The organism is Bdellovibrio sp. GT3 (genome assembly GCF_037996765.1).
Classification (GTDB): domain Bacteria; phylum Bdellovibrionota; class Bdellovibrionia; order Bdellovibrionales; family Bdellovibrionaceae; genus Bdellovibrio.
The window spans coordinates 1,510,382-1,532,062 of record NZ_JBBNAD010000005.1 but is presented as its reverse complement, the minus strand read 5'-3'; the positions used below and the strand labels follow the sequence as shown (position 1 = coordinate 1,532,062).

Annotated in this window: 17 protein-coding genes; 8 read left to right on the top strand and 9 right to left on the bottom strand. The window is 48.5% G+C overall.

The features are described from left to right. Positions 1–69 precede the first annotated feature (69 nt). The gene (gene cobB / locus AAAA73_RS14845) at positions 70–780 is read left to right on the top strand and encodes a Sir2 family NAD+-dependent deacetylase (RefSeq protein ID WP_340599257.1); all 711 of its coding nucleotides are present in this window, start codon (positions 70–72) and stop codon (positions 778–780) included. A 3-nt stretch (positions 781–783) separates the two neighbouring features. Here the strand turns inward: cobB and AAAA73_RS14840 are convergent, their stop codons facing one another. Together AAAA73_RS14840 and AAAA73_RS14835 are read right to left on the bottom strand one after the other, a co-directional pair. After that, positions 784–1,347 (bottom strand): hypothetical protein, encoded by a 564-nt coding sequence (locus AAAA73_RS14840; protein WP_340599256.1) that lies wholly within the window; start codon positions 1,345–1,347, stop codon positions 784–786. A 147-nt stretch (positions 1,348–1,494) separates the two neighbouring features. Then, positions 1,495–1,818, bottom strand: coding sequence for a hypothetical protein (locus AAAA73_RS14835; protein ID WP_340599255.1), 324 nt, complete (start codon positions 1,816–1,818; stop codon positions 1,495–1,497). 187 nt (positions 1,819–2,005) lie between these two features. On the opposite strand from AAAA73_RS14835, the gene AAAA73_RS14830 reads away from it, so the two are divergent. Together AAAA73_RS14830 and AAAA73_RS14825 are read left to right on the top strand one after the other, a co-directional pair. Then, positions 2,006–2,548, top strand: a complete 543-nt coding sequence (locus AAAA73_RS14830) for a hypothetical protein (RefSeq protein ID WP_340599254.1) — start codon at positions 2,006–2,008, stop codon at positions 2,546–2,548. Between the two features lie 147 nt (positions 2,549–2,695). Next, on the top strand, positions 2,696–8,884 hold the full coding sequence (locus tag AAAA73_RS14825) for an RCC1 domain-containing protein (protein WP_340599253.1): 6,189 nt from the start codon (positions 2,696–2,698) through the stop codon (positions 8,882–8,884). A gap of 34 nt (positions 8,885–8,918) precedes the next feature. Here the strand turns inward: AAAA73_RS14825 and AAAA73_RS14820 are convergent, their stop codons facing one another. From AAAA73_RS14820 to AAAA73_RS14790, 7 genes are all read right to left on the bottom strand, one after another. Then, positions 8,919–10,913 carry a BatD family protein gene (locus AAAA73_RS14820; RefSeq protein ID WP_340599252.1) on the bottom strand — a complete coding sequence of 665 codons (1,995 nt, stop codon included), beginning with the start codon at positions 10,911–10,913 and terminating at the stop codon, positions 8,919–8,921. Next, positions 10,897–11,649 (bottom strand): tetratricopeptide repeat protein, encoded by a 753-nt coding sequence (locus AAAA73_RS14815; RefSeq protein ID WP_340599251.1) that lies wholly within the window; start codon positions 11,647–11,649, stop codon positions 10,897–10,899. The genes AAAA73_RS14820 and AAAA73_RS14815 overlap by 17 nt, the downstream gene beginning before the upstream one ends. Further along, positions 11,646–12,710 (bottom strand): vWA domain-containing protein, encoded by a 1,065-nt coding sequence (locus tag AAAA73_RS14810; protein WP_340599250.1) that lies wholly within the window; start codon positions 12,708–12,710, stop codon positions 11,646–11,648. Before AAAA73_RS14810 ends, AAAA73_RS14815 begins: the two co-directional genes overlap by 4 nt. Then, complete coding sequence (locus tag AAAA73_RS14805; protein ID WP_340599249.1) at positions 12,710–13,720, bottom strand: vWA domain-containing protein; 1,011 nt, start codon at positions 13,718–13,720, stop codon at positions 12,710–12,712. The genes AAAA73_RS14810 and AAAA73_RS14805 overlap by 1 nt, the downstream gene beginning before the upstream one ends. Next, complete coding sequence (locus tag AAAA73_RS14800) at positions 13,717–14,622, bottom strand: hypothetical protein (protein WP_340599248.1); 906 nt, start codon at positions 14,620–14,622, stop codon at positions 13,717–13,719. Before AAAA73_RS14800 ends, AAAA73_RS14805 begins: the two co-directional genes overlap by 4 nt. Further along, positions 14,622–15,428 (bottom strand): DUF58 domain-containing protein, encoded by an 807-nt coding sequence (locus AAAA73_RS14795; RefSeq protein WP_340599247.1) that lies wholly within the window; start codon positions 15,426–15,428, stop codon positions 14,622–14,624. The genes AAAA73_RS14800 and AAAA73_RS14795 overlap by 1 nt, the downstream gene beginning before the upstream one ends. 62 nt (positions 15,429–15,490) lie before the next feature. After that, a complete protein-coding gene (locus tag AAAA73_RS14790) occupies positions 15,491–16,465 on the bottom strand; it encodes an AAA family ATPase (RefSeq protein ID WP_445292045.1) in 975 nt (324 codons plus the stop codon). A gap of 205 nt (positions 16,466–16,670) precedes the next feature. Here AAAA73_RS14790 and AAAA73_RS14785 point away from each other — a divergent pair, with 205 nt between their 5' ends. From AAAA73_RS14785 to AAAA73_RS14765, 5 genes are all read left to right on the top strand, one after another. Further along, on the top strand, positions 16,671–17,483 hold the full coding sequence (locus AAAA73_RS14785) for a M48 family metalloprotease (protein ID WP_340599245.1): 813 nt from the start codon (positions 16,671–16,673) through the stop codon (positions 17,481–17,483). 44 nt (positions 17,484–17,527) lie between these two features. Next, positions 17,528–17,776 (top strand): DUF1844 domain-containing protein, encoded by a 249-nt coding sequence (locus AAAA73_RS14780; RefSeq protein ID WP_340599244.1) that lies wholly within the window; start codon positions 17,528–17,530, stop codon positions 17,774–17,776. A gap of 76 nt (positions 17,777–17,852) precedes the next feature. Further along, complete coding sequence (locus AAAA73_RS14775; RefSeq protein WP_340599243.1) at positions 17,853–19,286, top strand: trypsin-like peptidase domain-containing protein; 1,434 nt, start codon at positions 17,853–17,855, stop codon at positions 19,284–19,286. A 197-nt stretch (positions 19,287–19,483) separates the two neighbouring features. After that, complete coding sequence (locus AAAA73_RS14770) at positions 19,484–20,959, top strand: HAMP domain-containing methyl-accepting chemotaxis protein (protein WP_340599242.1); 1,476 nt, start codon at positions 19,484–19,486, stop codon at positions 20,957–20,959. A gap of 192 nt (positions 20,960–21,151) precedes the next feature. After that, positions 21,152–21,640 carry a hypothetical protein gene (locus AAAA73_RS14765; RefSeq protein WP_340599241.1) on the top strand — a complete coding sequence of 163 codons (489 nt, stop codon included), beginning with the start codon at positions 21,152–21,154 and terminating at the stop codon, positions 21,638–21,640. Positions 21,641–21,681: the final 41 nt, after the last annotated feature.

Genomic DNA, 21,681 nt, shown 5'->3' with positions numbered 1-21,681 from the left:
GAACGCCACATCCTAATGAAAATCAGTTGAAAGCTCAACGAGTTGAACACCTTGTCACGAGGCATAAATTTGAACTCTCACCTCTTCAAAAACATCGTTATTCTAACAGGAGCGGGCATTTCCGCGGAGTCTGGAATTCGCACCTTCAGAGATCAAAACGGTTTGTGGGAGGATCATCGCATCGAAGACGTGGCGACTCCCGAGGCATTTCATCGAAACCCAGAGTTGGTTCAACGGTTCTATAATGCGAGACGATCTCAATTGAAAGACCCCAATGTGCAGCCTAATGCCGCTCATTTCGCTTTGGCAGAGTTAGAGCGTCAGTGGGAGGGCTCCTTCCTGCTGGTCACCCAGAATGTCGACAATCTGCATCGAAAGGCTGGCTCGCAAAATCTGCTGCACATGCATGGGCGTTTGGACCAAGTTCGCTGCCTGTCTTGCGAAGAAGTGATCGTCTGGAATGAAGATTTAGAAGTAAATGAGAGTTGCCCTCAGTGTGGGATCAAGGGCGCATTGAGACCCGATATCGTTTGGTTCGGCGAGATGCCTCACCACATGGACGAAATTTATTTTGCCCTGGAGCAGGCGGATTATTTTATCTCGATCGGCACCAGCGGCAACGTCTACCCGGCCGCCGGTTTTGTGCAATTGGCCTGGAAGGCGCGCAAGATTGAAATCAATGTCAAAGACACCGAAATCTCCCGCGCGTTTGATCAGCATCTAATCGGAGCGGCTTCTGTTGAAGTGCCGAAGCTCGTTCAACAAATCCTGGGACTTTGATTGCTAATTCAAGGGCAGACTTTGCGTTTGGGACTGCGAAGGCGATAGCGCTTGCGGCGAGATTGCGGCTGGAGGCAAGCGGCAATTTACTGAAAGATTCGAGTACACTTCTCCGGCGAACGTTGTGACGGTGCCGACGACAGCAGAAAATCTGCCGTTACTGTCTGAAGCACTTGAATCGAGTGCAATCTGGAAATCAAAAGGCGAATCCTCTGCCAAAGTCAGTCCGGACACCAGATCGGAGGCTTTGGTGGTCGACTTGATTGCGGCGACGGAACTGATTACTTCCGCGTGGCTTATTTGTTTCACCAGCTGACTTGAATCATTCAGCGTATAGGTGTCGACAGCGATGTGATTGTCGTTGTTTCTTTGCAGAAGAAATTTGAAGCCAAGCTTCACCGTCGCCAGTGAGGAACTTTGCTGATCCGCCTGGGAAGTGTAAATGCAGCGAAGAAGTTCGTTCCCCTCCCCTGCAGGTTTTTGCGGCGACTGCCCTTGAGCACCTATCGCTGCGGCAGCGGCCATTGAAATGATCGAAAACAAAAGCGCATTCAATATTCTTTCCATAGTCCTATCCTTACAACCAGAACCCGCAATCATCTGCGAGCTCATAGTCCAAGACTACAAAAACACCATTGAACAACTATGGAACCCACCAAAAAAAATCCCCAAAGGTGCCTGCCACTTTTGGGGCCTGCGGTGCGTTGGAATTTATTACCAAGCGGAGTAGCAGCGGGCCTCTGTGATCACTTGGTCAGCGTCACGAACCATGTACAGGCAGCTTGTTTCAGACATGTGTAATTGCACGCGTGTGTAAGGAATTGCTTCGCCCTTTACGTTTACGATTTGCGATGGCATTGCTTCAACTCCCAAAAGTTTCGCAAAGTTACACAATTCATCGAAGCTCATCTCTTCACGAGCGGCCACGGTGTTGATCGCATTCAACATGCGCTCAGATTTGTAAGTTGCGCACATGTTTGTGCCAGCAAAAGCTGCAGAAGAAAGAACCATCGTCATAACCATAGCGAAAATACGCATATCGGACTCCTTTTTAATGGGCGGACCCTACCTGCCCCTAAATTCCAATTCAAGCGATCTCGGCTTAAATGCGGAAACGAAAGCTCACTGAAAACCGACCAAAAAGTGGCAGCCACATTTTGGCCAGTTTTGGGATGGTGGAGCGGCGCGTATCAAAAAACTGGCAGGCGCCTGTTAGGGTTTGGGGATGGTTAGACTTGCGCTTTTTTTGACTCAGATTTTGTTCGCGGCTCCTCAGGCTCATAATAATGTTGATGGAGAGTACGTGAAGGGCTGCTACTTGATGGGGGATGATTCTTTGATTTCGACTTTGTCGGTTCAAGGTGCTGCCTGGAAGTATTCCCATGTAGCCTATGAGGATGAGAAGTGCACGAAGGCTTATTTGACTTATCAGGTGAATTATAAAGTGAAGGCCGTGGATCGGTTTATCGATATGACCACCGTGGAGACTTCTTACACCAGCCTCACTGAAGGCGTCACCGAAGCCTTAAACCTGATCAACTGGTGTGGTTTTGAGGATTGGAAAACCGGCACTCCAAAAGTGGTCACCGGGCTTGTTTGTGATGAATACAAAAATCCGGATGAGGGCGAGATTCTTTATTCCACTTACCAGATAAAAGCGCAGACTCCCCTTTTGATGTTCATGGGCACAGCCAGCAGTGAGCTTGATGGCAAGACTCCACAAACTCGCTATCAGATGACTGAAAGACTGCCGTTTGTGAAACAATAAATAAACACAAATTAACTCCGCTCAGTGTATCAACTTGAAACACCACTATTCACCTTCGTGGTTACAATTGTGAAACTTTGACCTGACTTCAATAAGTTAACCCAATCAAAATCTAATAAATATTCTGGTAACACCGAATAGTTATTCATGGAACATACCCGAACGTATTTAAATAACTGTATCCTAAAGCTCGCATTGAGTTTAGCCCCAGTACTTCTCGTGGGTTGCTCCATAGATCTTTCGTTGGAAGAGCTTTCATCTAATTCAGCCTCATCCTTGGCCTGGGACCAACAAGTTCTAAATTCATCCGGTGACCTGCAAGCTCAATGGGCCGCTCCGACCAGCGAAAAAATCGTACAACAGGAACTGCTCTATTATAAAGGCGCGAGCTGCGAGGACCCGATCCTCCCCTCCATTCAGCTTGGCGCAGACACTGGTGAAAACACTGCTTCCTTCCTGAAAGATGAAGGCCAACAATATACATTCCGTGTCTATTCAATGGATGTCACCGGCAAGGTCACTCCTTCGGCTTGTTCTTCTCCAGTTATTTATCAGGATTCGTTTGCAGTAAACACGACTGCGGCAGGTGGCCTGGTTAATGAAGCCAATGTTGCTTCAGTTCCTTTCTTTGGTCGTTGTGGTCAGGGCGCTTCAGTGACCGTGTCGGCCCCTTCTGCTGCAAACATTCTAACTTTCACTTGCGCAACAACTGGTACATGGACTCGCGGCATTGATCTTAGTGCTGTCAGTGGCATTTACGCCGGCGACGTTACATTCACGGTCACTCCATCTGGCGGAGGCACACCGAAAGCTTATACTGTCGCCATTGATAAGGACACGGTCCCTCCCACAGTGGATATTCCATCTGCGGTCGGCATAACAGCGGCAAATCAATCTGCATATACAGTCAGCGGAACTTGTTCTGAAAATGGTGCCTCTGTGGCGATTGCCATTGGCTCCATCAACACCACGGCCACATGTTCCGGTGGTAGCTTTAGCAGAACTCTGGATGTCACTGGCTTAACGGGCAATACCATCACGTTGTCAGCGACCCATGCTGACTCTTACACTAACACTCGCTCTAAATTTGTAATCACCACTCGCTACGTCACTGTTCCGACTATCACTTCTGTGGCCCTTAACGCAGGTACCGCTGCGACGACCTCCCTTTCAGCGACTTTTAATTTGAATGTCACAGACGCAACTGAAATGTATGTCACCAACTCTGCAACCTGCGCCACCGGTGGTGCGTGGGAAGCCTTTGCCACGGCAAAAGCCTGGACTTTGCCCTCTGCGAATTCCAGCAATACGGTGTACGTTAAGTTCAGAGAAAGCCATGGAAATGAAACGGCCTGCGTAAGCGACGACATTCTTCATGACAACATCAATCCCACTGTTTCCATCACTTCCCCAATTGCAAGTTCCTATGTCAATAGCGCCAACGTAGCAGCCTTCACCATTAGCGGTGCTTGCTCTGAGAACGGTCGCTCGATCACCATCACTGGCCCAAGCAGCTTTACCTCGACAGCAACATGTTCGGGCTCTGCCTTCTCTGCAATTCTGAATCTTTCGTCCCTTGCGCAAGGGAGCTTCCAACTGGATGCCGCGATATCAGATGTCGCAGGCAACAGTGGCTCCGGCACTTCGCCGACTTACATTAAGGACACGGGCTTACCGACTGGTACCATCTCAATCAATAACGGTAACGTTGGCACCACAAGCCTTTCTGCAAACCTAACACTGACCACTTCAGATTCAGGTGGTGAGATGTACGTCACCAACACTTCAGGCTGCGCGAGCGGTGGAGTTTGGGAAACCTTTGCTGGCTCAAAATCGTGGACTCTTCCGACGGCGAACGCCACTAATACTGTCTATACAAAATTTAGAGATTTAGCCGGCAACGAATCGACTTGCTATTCAGATTCCATTGATCACTCTTCAGCTGTTCCGACTGTGACAATTGCCTCTCCGGCGTCGGGAAGCTATATCAATCTGGGTAACGCAACAGCATTTACCATTTCTGGTGCGTGCTCTGAAAATGGCAATGCCGTGGATTTGACGATCACAGGCTTAAGTGCTCAGTCCGCGACCTGCTCCGGCGGTGCTTGGAGCAAAACCATTGACGTATCATCATTGAGTGACGCTTCCATTTCATTCACGGCAAATCACAGCCGCTCAGCTGGAGTGGATGCAACTCCCGCTTCACAAAGTTATACAAAAGACACTGTCGCCCCTACTGTTCAAACTTTCGTAATCAAAAATGATGATCTGTATACTGGCAACTTGACGAATCTGGTAACCATCGCTGCCACGGGTGCTACTGAAATGTATATCACCAACAATGCCTTATGTTTAACTGGAGGCACTTGGGAATCCTATACGACGGCGCAAATTTGGACTTTGACTACGGCCGATAGTTTAAACACTGCCTATTTCAAAACCCGCGACGTCGCTGGTAATGAATCAAACTGCGTATCGGATTCAATCACGCATGATGGTTCGAATCCTGTTCTGGCATGGTCCACACCCACCAATCTTTCATATATCAATTCCAACAACGCCTCGTCGTTCACGGTTTCCGGTACTTGTAACCTGAACGGTCGCACTGTCGACTTTATGGTTTATTTAGGCGCTGTGGACCAGGGAATCTCGAATTCCACCACTTGTAACTCTGGCACCTGGACTGCAAATTTAAATCTTTCCGGACTAGCTGACACTTCCGGCACACCTTTTTCGATCTTTGCCAGATTGACTGCACTAAATGGAAATACTCATTCACCGACCCGAAACTTTTATAAAGACACAGTAGCACCAGGTACCGCAACAATTTCTGGTGCTCCAACCGGCACAAATACAGCAGCCACATTGAATATCACTGTGGGCGGCACAGGTGTTACACACTATCGCTATTTTATAGTGCCACCGAGCGGCTCAGAACTTTGTACAAATACGGCAGCCTATACAGGCGCTGACATCGCAATCGCGACAAAAATCACAGGCAGTTTAACGGAGCAAGGTCTTTACAAAGTTTGCGTCCTTGGACGTGATGCTAACGGAAACTATTCAGCAGCAACGGCCGAAACCACTTGGACCAGAGATAGCGTCGGCCCCATCCCACAATCCATTGCTTCATCGACGGTGGATGGCACTTATGGCGTGAACGCCGCTATCAACGTTAGCGTTACATTTAATGAAAACGTCAATGTAACTGGATCTCCTCGTATCGCAATGGAAGTTGGCGGAGCCACCCGCTATGCGACTTATGCGAGCGGTGCCGGTACGACGACCCTGAATTTTACTTATACCGTTGCCATTGGGGATATGTCAGCAGACTTGGATTATACATCTGCGGCGACAATTTCTAACGGCACACTGATCGATGCTCTGCTCAATGCTGCAACCCGTACTCTGCCTGCAGCAGGATCTGCCGGGTCACTTGCCGGACAAAAATCCATCGTGATCAATGCTCCACTTCCAGTAGCTGTCCTTACGGGTGCACCGACAGGCACATACACTGGCAGCGCTATCAACGTTACGGTGAGCGGTACTAATATTACTCAATATAAGTACAACGTTATATCCACTGGAACATGCGCGACCTCCAGCTACACAACAGCAATCGCGGTTGCAACCCCTATCAATACAACCGTATTCTCGCACCCTAATGGCCCGGTTACATTGTGCGTGTTGGGCGGCGATGCCTCGGGCAATTTTCAATTGGCTTCGGCTGCGACCAGCGCGACTTGGATCAGGGATTCCTACAACACATTGTCAATTTCATCATCGCGTATGAATCGTGTCATGGAAGGATCTGGCGCACAAGTCGTGACGATTTCAATGGACGCCACAAAAGTGTACGATGTCATCGCAAACTATCGAGTATCTGGTGATGCAAGTTATCCTTCACAACATGATCTTATTGACGGGTCTGTCACAATTCCAGCCGGCTCCACTTCTGCAAATGTGACGATCAATTTCCCGGACAATGCTCTGACAAGCGGAGAGCGCGTTCTTAACTTTAGTATTTCAAATGTAAGCACAGAGATGGCCTACCCTACAAATAACTACCAGGCGCAGTTCTTTATTGCCGATGACGAGAAGAATTTGACAGTTACGAAAGCATCTATTGGTCGCAAGCACAGCTGTGCCATTATGAGTGACAGTTCATTGCGCTGCTGGGGCTTTAATTCCTACGGACAAATTGGTGATGCTTCTACGACTTTCCGATCTGAAGCCATTATAATTAGCCCGGGCACATCTTTTAAAGACGTCGGCGTCGGTAATGAACACACTTGTGCTGTTGCGACGAATGGCGATCTTTATTGCTGGGGCCGCAATGCAAACGGACAAGTTGGTAACAATGGTGCCGGGGTCGATAAGAATACTCCGGAACTTATTGATAGTGGAGTTTCTTACGCTTTTGTCAGCTCCGGCGAGAACCACAGTTGCGGCCTTACAACTGGAAGTAAAATTCGCTGTTGGGGTCAGGGAATGCATGGGGCACTCGGCCAAGGCGGCACGGGAAATTTGAACATTCCGACAGAAATCGATGCAGCTAATGACTATAAATACGTCTCAGTAGGGGCCAAATCCTCCTGTGCAATTACTTCGTCTGACAAACTTCGCTGCTGGGGACACAATGCAGTTAACGAACTTGGAGACGGAACAACCACAAATGCCACTTCACCGATTGACGTCGATTCCACGTATAATTTTGCCAATGTCTCCATCGGCTCAGGTCACGCGTGCGGAGTTACAACCACAGGACTTTTAAGATGTTGGGGTTATAATGGAACCGGTGCCATTGGTGATGGCACGACAACAAATCGCACAACTCCGGTCTCTGTGAATTCCGGCTCAACATACACGTCAGTTTCAGTGAACGACGACCTAAGCACTAGCGGCGGCAGAACCACTACGTGCGCCCTACTATCTTCTGGAGCCCTGCAATGCTGGGGTAGCAATGCCAATGCACTCCTAGCGAACGGAACTCTGACTCAAAGTACAACTGCAGTGAATGTTGATGCAGGCACAACCTATACCAGTATTTCAGTAACAGGTCAGCGCGCTTGTGGTGTCACCGCGGGGGCAGCAGGTGGCGCATTGAAGTGCTGGGGTAACTTTACGTATGACAGCACAAAATCACTTAATTTGGCCGGCGCCGGTTACGCTCCATCCATTGGCAGCTGGAATAAATGGTACACCAACTACGAATTGGCTCAGTGGGATTCCTGGACTCCTGCCACGAATAACGTCAGCTCGAATTCATCACAATCCTGTGGACTTAAATCAGGAAAATTATTCTGTTGGGGTGCATCCACTGTATTCGGCAATGCTTCCAGAATCGCCTATCGCTATCCGGCAGCTATCGCGATTGATCCAACCACAACTTACACGACTCTGGCTGCTCAACATGATAACGACAACTGTGCTATTGATAACGCCGGCAACTTAAAATGCTGGGGTAAAAATGACCACGGCGAGCTCGGCTCCGCCGTCGCTGTTGGCGGCACCGCTTATATTCCAACCAATGTTGATCCGGGTACGACGTACAAGGCCGTCTCTGTTTCTTACAGTACAATTTGCGCAATCACCACAGCCGACGAGCTTCGCTGTTCAGGTCGTAATTCCGGTGGGCAAATTGGTGATGGCACTTCTACCGATGTCACTGCATTTAAAACCATTGACACCGGCGTCACTTACGCTGAAATCGGTCGCGGCGCTTATCACACCTGCGCGCGCACCACGGCCGGCCAAATTAAATGCTGGGGAGCAAATGGTTTTGGATCTGTCGGTAATGGCGGCACTTCAACCCAACTTACTCCATTCACCGTGGATTCTGGTGCCATCTATAAAAAACTAAGCATTGGTGCTTCAGCAACTTGCGCGATCACGGCCACCGATACAGTAAAATGCTGGGGTGACCCAAGAAACGGTACAGGAACAAACTACGTCTATGTTCCAACGGTGATTGATGGCGGTGCGACTTATACTTCTGTGTCAATGTCGAGCTCGAATGGCTGCGGTATTAAAACAGATGGCACTATGAAATGCTGGGGTTACGCGACAGTGCCAAATCAGTATACCTTTGTCGAAGCCGGATCACATTTAACATTCAGTACGCCCGTCGCTGTTGCCAGCGGAACTACTTTCTCGAAAGTCCAGACGACATACACAGGTATGTGCGCGACGACTACGGGTGGAGTTTTGATGTGCTCTGGTGGATCTGTGGCTGGTGAATGGGGTTTTGCTGATTCTGGCGTCGATATGCTGACCACTACTTTAAATACGACGTACTTCTCTCCATCATACGTTAACAGGGCCATTAACTACTAAAAAGAAAAAAGCCGGATTCATCATCCGGCTTTTTTTATTCTTCTTTTGATGAAATCAATTCGCTGATCACTTTTTTGCCGCGTTCGATATTTTGCTTCATCGTCGCTTTTTCTTTCAAGCTTCCCAGCATTTCATCCGGAGCAAAAGACATCGTCTGGAAGATCTCAAATGTCTTGGTGATCTCATCCCCGTGATCGCGGCGCAGACTTGGTGGAATTTGCGCCATCAGGTCTTCGATTTTTTGCGAAGCCCCGGACTCCCCGGCCACCTGTCCCATGACCATATAAAAGATATTCGTCATCTCGGCGCCGACTTTACGATAGTCGTCTTTACCCACCGCCTGATCGACAACCTTATAGCGTTTGCCGACTTGTTCTTTCAAAGTTCTGCGACGACGGCCCCAGCCGAATTCACGTTGCGCCTTTACCAGGAGGGTCACAAACACGCCCGCATAAATCACCAGCCACAACCACGGACGCGCCAACACACTGGCCTGCGCTGAGGGCTGCCACGCCATGATCACATCGGGAAGTTTGTTTTCAACAACTTTCGCAGCTGCGGGTGCCGGAGTACCAGACATTCTTTGCGAAGAACCTACTGGCGCATTGGGATTGTTCACGATTTTCAAAGTGATCGGCGCGGTCTTCTTGGTGTAGTACTTGCCCGTTGCCGGATCAAACATGCTGACACTCAACTCTGGGAAAACCATGTCGCCCTCCTGACGAGGAATCAGCAGAACTTCAAATTCCTTGTAGGCGCGGCCATTTTTAAAGAACTTGGAATCCGATTTTGTATCGTACTGCTCAAGTCCCGCTGGCAATGTCATCGGAGGCAGATCAATCAGCTTTGCATTGCCTGAACCCTCAAAGCGCACTTTCAAACTAAGCGGCTGATTCACCGGGAAGCTCGATCCCTCAACCGAGGTGTGAACATCAAACTGTCCCACCGCGCCTGAAAAATCAGAAGGTCGTCCTTCAACCGGCAAGGGCTTTACTTTGATTGGCACGTTCGCAGAGCTCTTTGTGTATTCGTAGGGCTTGCTCATCATGCCGTACTGACTCAAAGTGCGCACCCGGGATTTAATTTTGTAAGGATCAATCGTTGAAGAGCCGGACTTGATAGGAAACAAAGCGTGGGAGGCCAGCAACGCCTTCTTCCACGGCACCCCGCCGACATTCACTTCATAAAATTGAATGCTTGGCACTTCTTCAATGATTTCTTTCCAAAAGCCTTTTAGATCCGGGAACTTTAAGCGATCCAGGGTTTCCATTTGGCCGCGCGTGTAGATGTACCAGTTCACAGTGACCTGCTCACCTTCGTACACTTCTGTTTTATCAACTTCGACACCAATGAAAAAAGCATCGTTGGGGTTTGTCGGTAAACTTCTAAATGCGGGATTGTCGATAGTGCTGGATGACGGTCCACCACCGAACTGGTCATCCGGCATGCCGCCACCGTGCTGCTGCTGCATTTGCTGCATCAGACGCTGACGTTGTTGCAAGAGTTGATTGAACATCTCCTCTTCGGCGCGGTCCATGGAATCAAAAGGATCATCCATGCCTGGCATCTGGGGACGACGAGGCATTTGACGTTGATTACCACCTTGAATGGTACTGCCCGTGTTGCCCACCTTAATCACGATCGGTTGAGTTCTGAAAACCTTGCCACCGACAATAACTTCAAAGGAGGAAACACTTAAAGTCCCCTGACGTTGCGGAGTTAAAGTATAGCTGTAGTCCTTGCGGCGTTGAGTTTCAAACTGCATCCCACCTTTGCCTGGCACCAATTTCTGTGCGACAGCCGTGGAAGTGGATGTATTTAACAAATCAAAGCCATCCAGCTCCGGAACACGCGGGTCCTGAATATTCACATCATCAGAAGTCACCGCAGAAACGGTCACGGTGAAGGTCTCTCCCATGCCCACTTCATTTCGATCGGTCACCGCGTTCACCGTAGTGCCAGCAGCAAAAGATACCGCTGCATTCAAAATGAAACTCAGAAAGATGATAAGACTACCAATCTTTGTCACGAGGCTGCTCCTTCGATTCTTTGCGATTATAGTCAGACCGGATTTTTCCTTCCTGCTGCTTAATCTCTCCCAGGATCTTTTTCACATCACCCTCAGACAGCTCTTTGCCTGCAAAAGGACGAGGCTTGTACTTCGGAGAATCCTGGTACTTTTTGTCCTTTTGTTCCTGGCCGTCTTTGCCGTCCTGGTCTTTTTGATCCTGCTCTTGGTTTTGATCACCTTGCTGACCCTGCTGTTGCTGGTCACCTTTTTGATCCTTTTGATCCTCTTTTTTGTCGCCCTGACCGCCGCCGCCACCTTGCTGCTGTTGAATCAGCAACTCAATATTGGTTTTCGCTTCATTGCTGGAGGGAATGATCTCCAGAGCTTTTTGATAAAGCGCGATCGCTTCATCCACCTTTTTGGCTTTGCCTAAAAGCTGCGCCTCATTAAAACGCGCGACGAATTTCATATCCTGGTCACGAGTTAAATCAGCCAGTCGCCCCGCTTCCGCATAGGACTGCTGGGCTTTATCAGCCTGCTGCAATCCTTCAAAGGTCAGCCCTAGGTTGCTGTGCAAACGGGACAAGAATGGATTGTACCTTAAGGCTTCAATATATTTATCGTTGGCGGCTTGAAAACTCTGCTTTTCCAAAAGCTTGTTGCCTTCGCGATTGACGGAAATCGCTTTCAGATGAGGTTGATCACCACATCCACTTAAGCCCAACAATAAAGAGATTAAAATAAACTTCTTCATTCTGCAGGCACCTCAAAACGGCCTTTCCAGAAGCGGAAGCCCTTACGACGCTCACCAATGAACAGCTCCACCATGGCAAGCAAAATACCAATCAGAAGGATCGTCTGAAAACGCTCCTCATACTGGGTCGCCATCGTCGTATCAAATTGTGTTTTTTCTAAATTGCCGATGTCTTCAATCAACAGTCGTACCTGATCGCCGCCAACGGTGGAGGTATAAAAACTTCCCTTGCCAGCTTCGGCCAAGGCTCTGAGTGCGTCACCTTTGACTGTCGTAATAACCGTTTGGCCCTGACGATCTTTTTTGTAACCCTTTAAGAACCCCATGCCATCACGCACAGGAATTGCGCCACCTTTTTCAGTACCGTAGGCGATGGTGAAAATGCGCGTGCCGTCTTCTGCCAGTTTTTTCGCAGCCTCTATGGCACCTTGCTCATGATCCTCACCGTCTGATGCGATCACAATCACGCGAGTCACTTTGACCGTGTCATCTGTTGAAACACCGCCACGCTCAAAAGCATCTTTGGCATTGCTTAAAACATCCTGAAAGTTCGTACCTTGAGTTGAAACGGAATTTGTATCCAATGCATCGATGTACATTTTCACGGCACTTGGATCGTTGGTTAAAGGTGATAACAAAGCCGCGGAACCCGCAAAGGCCATGATGCCGATTTTATTCCCCGGCATTTGATCGACCAGGCGATTCAACTCAGTTTTTGCCTGGGTCAAACGATTCGGCTTAACGTCTTCAGCCATCATACTGTCTGAAACGTCGACCGCAAAAATGATCTCGACACCTTCGCTTTTAACTTCCTGGGTGCTTTGACCGAACTGCGGTCTGGCCAAGGCAAGCACAAAGAAGAACACCACCAGCACCTGCAAAATCGTTTTAATACGACGCTTTTGCGCGGATACCGAACTTGAAAGAAACGGATAGAGTCTTGAGCCAATGGCGTTTTCCATGGCCTTCTTGGATCTGCGATCAAAGAAGTAACCCACAATGATAATGGCTGGAATGATCCACAAATAGTTAAAAGCGGCCATGTTTTCAAATCTGAACATTATGGCACCCTCCTTAACCACGTACGACCCAACAGCAATCCTGCCAAGTAAAGAATAATTCCCAGTACCAGATACGGAGGGTATTTCTCTGTATAGTTGGTGAACTTATTAATATCGATTTTGGTTTTTTCAAGACTGTCGATGTCTTTAAAAACACCTTTCAGTGAATCTTCCTTGGAGGCGCGATAGAACTTTCCACCGGTTTCGCTGGCCATACGCCCCAAAAGATCCTCATTCACCGTGGAATCAAACGGCTGATAGGTTTTAACCTTTTGACCAAAGATATCGCGGGAGTAAATTGGAATTCTGGTTGGACCGTCTTTACCGATACCAATCGAATAGATTTTAATGCCATAACCTTTGGCGATCTCAAGCCCCGTTTCCGGATCGATAGTACCGGAGTTGTTCTCCCCGTCCGTCATGAAAATCACAACACGGCTTTTTGCTTGAGAATCCTTAAGGCGGCCAGCCGCATTTGCCAGGGCCACACCCAGTGCGGTTCCGTCTTTGATGCGGGCGCTGGCAGCGGTCGTGATTTCGTCAACTCTGGAAAGGATCAATTGATAATCCAAAGTGGGTGGAACCAGCGTGAAGGATTCACCGGCAAAAATCACCAGACCAATGCGGTCCGAGCTTCTGCCGCTGATAAATTGCTTGATGGTTTCTTTGGCTGCTTCCAAACGATTCAAAGGCCTCATGTCCTCGATCAACATGGAATCTGAAATATCCAGAGCAATCACGATGTCGATACCTTCGACATTCTTTTTGATTTTGGTATTCATTTCCTGCGGACGCGACAGCGCAAAAATCGCCAGCGCAATTCCCAGGACTTTTAACAGCAGCGGCAAGTTCAACAAACGTGTGCGCAGGCTTGGATTCACGGACTTCAAAATTTGCACGGTACCAAACTGCAATGTGGGAGTTTTGGTTTTTTTATGCCACAAAACCCAGATCACAACTGCGATCAGGGGAAGAATCAACCAATAGGCCAGCGGAGAATGAATGGTCATGACAACCTCTCCATATCTTCCACCAACAGGCGGGCTCTTTTGGAAAGATTCAAGACGTCGGACTTACTCAACTTGGCTTTATCTTCAACGGCGTGCTGAAACTCTTTAACCAGCTTCTCAAGTTCAACACCCGTATCCTGATATACTTTAGGATGATATTTTTTAAGGTCTTTCAAAATCAAACGCGGGCTCCACTCCAGAGCCGGAATTTTATAACGGCGAGTGATATAAAGTTTCAACATGTGGCGCGTTTCATCCAAAGCCGTCGGAATGTCCTCGGGCTGAGGTGTGCCGCCAAAGAAGACTGTATTGGCTCTTTGCATACGACGGAATTTCTGGTGAAACTCGGCAATCGGTGAAAGAGCGGAATCATGCTCCTTAAGACGCTCAATGATTTTACGACGTTGAATGGATCTGAATACTTTGGTTGCCACGAACAAAGCCACCACACCCAAAACCGCAGCAAGAATAATCCAGTACACCGGTGGCACCGGAATATTCAACGGACCAATGGGACCGAAGGGTTCTTGCTTGGGAGGTTGCTCGCCCGGCTTTCCCGGAGGCGGCGGCGGTGGCAAAACACTGATCAGTTGAAACTGCACCAAACCCAAATCCAGAGTTTGCGTGCCATCGGTTAACTGAAGATTATCAAACTTAACGGGATTGCCGGCCGTGTAAGAGACGACTTTCAAATCGGCTTGGGTTGGCGAACGAAACTCAAAGCCCTGAAGCTTGATGGAGTATTTCTGTTCCGGCGCCAATACCAGTTGCAGTTTATCCTGTTGCAGGTCCTTTGGAAAATCACCGTCACAGACCAGCAAAAACTCACGGCCGACCGTGAGTTCCCCGTCCTTCAATCCGCTGATACCTGGAATTTCAACTTTACACTGGATAGCTGCCATTATTTTCTCTTCTTAAAAAACGCCACCAGGGGATCAATGAAATCGTTGCTGGATTTTACATCCACCCGATCCACCTGGGACTTGCGCAGAAGTTTGTCGCGCGCTTCTTTGCGGACTTGCACTGCCTGCTCATATTCTTTTCTGAAACTTGCTGACGAGGTATCCACTGTCAGCACTTCACCGGTTTCGGCGTCCTGCACCTCAATCACACCCATGCTGGGAAGCGAATACTCGGCCGCATCATTCACCACACAAGCCACCACATCATGCTTACGCCCCAACAGACGCAGACTTTGATCAAAGCCCTCATCCATGAAGTCGCTGAACAAAAATATCGTCGCACGCTTTTTCAAAGCGCCCTGCAAAAAGCTAAAGCCATTGGCAAGCTTGGTGTTGTGACTTTTAGGTTTAAAGTAATAAAGATCACGCAAAAGTCGCTGTACATGGCCGCGGCCTTTTTTCGGTGGCACGAAATGTTCGACCTGATCACTGAATAGCAACAAACCGACCTGGTCGTTGTTCTTCACTGCTGAAAATGCCAAAAGAGCCGCCATGTGAGTCATCACTTCGCCCTTAAAATAAGGACCCGTTCCGAAATCACTGGAGCCACTGACATCGACCGCAATGATCAAAGTCAGCTCACGCTCTTCTTCGAAAGTTTTAATAAAGGTTTTTCCTGTGCGCGCCGTCAACGGCCAGGAAATGGAACGAATATCATCGCCCGGTACGTACTCACGGAAGTCCGCAAAGGTCATACCCTGCCCTTTGAAGGCGGTATGGTATTCGCCTGCAAAGAGGTTGTTCACAAGTTTCCTTGTGTTCAACTCTAAGAGTTTGACTTTCTTTAAGACCTCAGGAGGCAATCCCACTATGGAACCTCAACCTGGCTTAGGATTTCTTTGATCACGTCATCAGACTTGATGTTCTCAGCCTCTGCTTCGTACGTCAGGATCAGACGATGTCTCATCACGTGATAAGCAATGGCTTTTACGTCCTCTGCCGTCACATAACCACGACCACGAAGGAACGCATGAGCTTTGGCTGCGCGGAACAAACAGATCGTTGCACGCGGTGAACCGCCCACATTGATCAGGTTCGCGATACGGCTAAGGCCGTATTCCCCAGGATTTCTGGAAGCCATCACGATTTCCACGATGTAGTTTTTGATTTTGTTATCAACGTAAATCTGATCCGCTCGTTCGGATGCACGCAAAAGGTCTTCGCGAGAGATCACCGGATTTACCGTCGGCTTTTCATTCGTACCCATGCGGTTCAGGATCTCAAGCTCTTCGCCTTTTTGTGGATACACCACGTTGATCTTGAACATGAAACGGTCCATTTGGGCTTCTGGAAGAGGATAAGTCCCCTCTTGCTCCAATGGATTTTGTGTTGCCAGCACCAGGAATGGGTTCGCAAGTTTGTACGACTCTTCACCGATGGTGACTTGTTTTTCCGCCATGGCTTCAAGAAGTGCAGATTGCACTTTTGCCGGGGCACGATTGATCTCGTCGGCCAAGACGATATTGGTGAAAACAGGTCCTTTACGTGGAGCGAACTCACCTGATTTCGGATTAAAGATCATCGTACCAATCAAATCCGTCGGCAAAAGATCGGGAGTGAACTGAATACGTTGGAAATCCAGAGAGATGGATTTACAAACTGTGGAGATCGTCAGAGTCTTTGCCAGCCCCGGTACACCTTCCAGCAAAATATGGCCGCCCGTCAAAAGGCCCATCATGATCCCTTCGACCATCTCCTTTTGTCCGACCACAACCTTGTTGATCTCAGTCATCATCTTTTCGATGAATTGACTCTCTTGCTTGATCGCGGCATTTAACGCCATGATGTCAACTTCGCTCACCCGTCCTCCTTGGGAAATATCCCTTCTATTTCACTCTCTTAGCTCGCTTGCGGCAAGCTTAACCGCCTCTCTCCAGACCTAAATTTCTCATAGCGTCGGCAGAGCAAAAACTTGCAATTGTTATGTCACAGTCCTAGCCTTTAGTAAGAAGTTGAAATTCACTCTTACCGATGGGACAAAAAGAATCATGGCAAACACGAATACCAAGGTGTGGATTTTTATTCTTTCGACTTCACTGGCGTTGCTGGTTTTGGGTTACCAATTCGGTGATCGTCTGGGTTTGATTGTCGGCTTCCTGCTTGCACTTTTGTTAAACTTCATCGTTTTCTTTTATGGAGAAAACCGCGTTCTCTCCAAACTCGGCGCACAGCGCTTAAAGGGCCAGGATGCCTGGGGTATTTTGGATATGGTCGAGCGCATGTCCCGTCAGCTGGGTATGCCGACACCGGCGGTATTTATGACTCCTCACGGCTCTGCCAATGCTTTCTGTGTTGGTCATTCCTGGAAAAATGGATCTTTGGGTTTTACTTTGGGACTGTTGCAAAAACTAAGTGCCAAAGAATTGGAAGCGGTCGTGGCCCATCAACTTTGTCATATTCGTCGTCTGGATACTTTTGCATTTAGCGTCAGTTCCACTTTGGCAAACTCCGTTGTGGGCTTGGGTCAATTTCTGGATTCATTCCTGCCATACCGCCTGCAATTTTTCATGCCCCTGCTGTCCCCGTTTGGCTGGTTGATTATTAAAGTGGTGGTTGGTGAAAAGTCATTTTATGAAAATGACCTGATGGCCTCTGAATTATTAAATAATCGCCATCCTTTGGGCGAGGTTTTGTGGCGTTTGGAAGGTTTGGCGCAAACACAGCCTTTGGAAATCCCGGCCTGCACCAGTCACTTGTTTATTGTGAATCCTGAAGGCTTTAGACAAAGAAATTTATTTTTGAAATCCCATCCGCCTATTGAAACACGCCTGCAAAAGCTGATGGGATATTATCCAATCTAACTTGACACTTTTTAAATCGAACTCACTTTCAAAGAGGGTTTTTTATGCAAGATAAAATGGAAGCTTCACTCTCAGTACTAATCATGTCGCTGGCCTCTTCGTCAGTGATGGCTATGGGCCTGGCACCAGATCCATCAACAGGCCAAACATCAAAAGATAAGAACATGGCGCGTTTTAATATCGATTTACTGGTGGTCCTGCAGCAAAAAACCAAAGGGAATCTCACGGCTGACGAAGCGCAGTTTTTAGATAACCTAATTAGTGATCTACAATTAAAATTTGTTTCCGTTTAAGGAAATTTCACTCCAGCTCCGGCTGGAGTTTTTCGTTATTTTTGATACTCTTGTATTTGCAAGGAGAAGTGTTTTTATGAAGAAGTTCTTATTCCTTCTGTTGGCGGCCTCCATGGCTGCTCCCGTTCATGCGCAAACCACCAGCTTACCTAAAGATCCCCCAAAATTGAATCTGGGTGCCACATTGCCGGCGAATCTTTTTGTTGAGTTAAGCAAAGCGATCAATCCGGCGGTTGTGAATATTTCCACATCAGCCATTCCCAAGAACATGCCACGCGGTCGCGATCCGATGCTGGATATGTTGGAGCAGCTGTATGGAATGAAAATGCAACAGCCTCCCCAACAACAACAGCAGCGTCCGCAGATGATGGGACTGGGAACTGGATTCATCATTCGCGAAGACGGTTTGATCGTGACTAATAATCACGTGATCGCTGGTGCTGACCAAATCAAGGTTCAATTAAGCGAAGACTCCAAAGATCTTTACGAAGCAACCGTTGTCGGACGTGATGAGCGCACTGACATTGCCTTGATCAAGATCAAACCAAAAAGCAAACTGACTGTGGCAGTTCTTGGGTCCTCCAAGGAACTTGAAGTTGGCGAATGGGTTGCAGCCTTCGGTAATCCATTTGGTCACGGCCACTCGATGTCCAAAGGCATCGTGTCTTCCAAAGGCCGCGGCATTGCGGAGATCAATAAAATTCCACTTATCCAAACTGACGCCTCCATCAATCCGGGGAACTCCGGTGGTCCACTGGTGAACACCAAAGGCATGGTGGTGGGTGTGAACTCGGCGATCGATGCCCGCGCACAGGGTATTGGTTTTGCCATTCCCATTGATGAAGTGAAAGCCCTGATTCCACAACTGGAAGCCAAGGGTCGCATTGCTCGTGGTTACATCGGCGCCTTGCTGGGCGACCTGGATCCAGAAGCGGCGGAATATCTTGGTATGGGCGAACAAACTGGTGCGGTGATCACACAGTTGGATCCACGCGGCCCAGGGGCTCGCGCAGGTCTTCGTGTGTATGACATCGTGACTTCTGTGAATGAAAAACCGGTGGATAGCTCTTTGAGCCTGGTCGATGCGGTCAGCGATGCTCCGATTGGCAAAACCGCTTCCTTCAAAATTATCCGCGAAAGAAAACCAATGACTGTGGCAGTGTTGGTGGCAGAGCGCCCTGAAGATGGGGCTCCGCAAAAAGTGGAAACCAAAAAATACGACGGTCACAAAGCACCGCTTAATTTGGGCTTCACGATCGTGGATCCAACCGCGCAGATTCGCAGCGAATGGGGTTTGGCTGAAGGCATGAAGCAACCTATTGTTATTGAAACAGCTCGCAACTCTGCTGCCAGCAAAGCGGGACTTTCTGTGGGTGATGTGATCTTGGATGTGAACAAGCAAGCTGTTGCAAACTCCAAAGAGGCGTTGAAGCTGCTTAAAAAGGGCACCAACACTTTGCGCGTGGCCCGCAACAATCGCATCATGATCATCAATATCGATACGCCTTAATCCCCGCCTTAAGACTCCTAGAGCCCTTTGCACTGCGAAGGGCTTTGGGAATAATCCCGAGTAATACTCGTTCCCCGAACAAAAAATCTGTATCCTGCTACTAAAATATCAAGTCGACTGCTCCTCCACCGATAACAAAAAGGCCAAGGTCCTTTGCTGCAAATGCAATCGGGTCCCTGTTTTGAGGAGTTCTTGTTATGCGTGGCCTGAGTTTGAAATCAAAGTTACTGTTTCTTACGCTTGCATTGTGTGGAGTCAGCGTCGCCATAGGTGTGACCAGCTATCTCTCGCTCACTTCCGTCAGCCGTGATTACGGATGGATTGTAACCAAGTCCATGCCCAAGATGGATCACTTGGATCAGATGAATTTGAACTTCAGAAAAATTCGCATCAACCTAAGAAGCCTGGGTCTGCCAAATTTGCCACAGGATCAGGTTGAGCAAAGTATTGCCGGCGTCCTTGCCGCCATCACTGACTATGAAAAGCAGGATGAGTTGTACAAGCAATTGGGTTTCGTCCCTGGCCAAGAGGAAGTTTACAGTCACTTGGAAAAAGCCTGGGGCGAATTTAAGAACACCGGAGTTGAAGTTCTAAAACTGCAAAAGTCCAACAGTGCTGAAGACCAAGCCAAGATGCTGGATATTTTCTTCTATGAATGCCCCAAAAGAGCACAGGCCTATGCCGCTGCCGTTGCTGACCTTTCAGAGTTTCATCGCAAAACTGCAGAAGCAAATGTCAAAATTGCAGAGACCACTCGTGATCAGGCCATCATGATTATTATCCTGGTGATGATCACCGGAAGCATCTTTGGCTGCGTGCTGGGTTATCTGGTCGCAAACTCCCTTTCCAAATCACTGAATCGCATCAGCGATAACATCTTCGGCGCGGCCTCAGAAACGGCCAGCGGCGGATCTCACCTCGCGGCAGCCAGCTCACATCTATCAACGAGCGCCACGGAAGCTGCGGCTTCCCTGGAAGAGACTGTCGCTTCAATTGAAGAACTCTCCAGCATGGTTAAGATGAACACCTCGCACGCGCTCGAGGCCAACACCCTGTCGCGCACCTCCCACGAATCAGCTGAAAAAGGCACACAGGAAATCCAGCGCCTGCTCTTGGCCATGACCGATATCGCCCAAGGATCCAAAAAGATCGAAGAGATTATCAGCGTGATCGACGACATTGCTTTTCAAACGAATTTGTTGGCCCTGAATGCTTCTGTCGAAGCCGCCCGCGCCGGTGAACAAGGCAAAGGCTTTGCCGTGGTGGCTGATGCTGTCAGAACTTTGGCACACAAGAGTGCGGATTCTGCAAAAGGCATCAACTCCCTTATCAAGGACAACGTCGCAAAAAGCGAACACGGCGCCGCGATTGCGAACAATAGCGAAATTGTATTTAAGGAAATTCTGACATCAGTGAAAAAGGTGGCCACCCTCAACCAGGAAATCGCCGCCGGCAGCACTCAGCAGGCCAAAGGCATCGAGCAGATTTCAAGAACGATGAATCATCTGGATCAATCCACTCAAGGCAACGCCGCATCGTCTGAGGAAGTGGCAGCCTCATCGGAGCAAATGTCCACCCAAGCCCAGGCACTGAATGGAATTGTGACCGAATTGCAGTCGCTGGTTCACGGAAATAAAAAAACTGCACACGCAGCGAACTCAAAAGCGGCCTAAAAAGCCCCAAAAACCAAATTCAAAATCAGAACCCGGGACCTCCCGGGTTTTTCTTTTTTAGCCCCTCTGCCCGTTCAAACTATCCGAATTCCGTCAAAAAGTATCAAATTTTAATCCCTTAAATCAGTTAATTGAGGAGATAGATCAATAAGGCGATACCTATATGTGTCGAACACGACTAGGAGAACGAAAATGAAAAAACTAAGCACACTGATTCTAACGATCGCAATGACTTTAACAGCGTCTTTGGCAAAGGCGGATGTCGCCCCGGACCTTCCGAACAACCGACATATCTTTCCTGTCCGTATGAACAATGGCGGCAAATGGCATTTCGGCCATACAGAGATTCCCGGCAAACAAGTATTGGCAATGAAATTTAATATTAGTTCATCTTCTGGCTGGGCAATACAGGCTGCCAACTTTTATGGAGCGAATGTAAATATCGTCGGCTTGGAACTCGAGCAAGGTCCTCTTGATGGCGCGGCGGTGTATTTCGCCGTCAATAGGCAAATGAACGTGGGCCTTGGTGAGTCCGTGGTATTTCAAGCTATACAAGACTTTGCGAAGTTTGAAGTAACTGTTTATTACACTGCAATTGACGACACTCTCCCAGCATCCCTCGTCTGTTTTCAGCAACCGTTTCCGGACGAATTTGACCTGAGAAATTTCCGAGGCTTTTAACCGAAGGCATCATTCGAACATAAAAAATCCCCGACTCATCA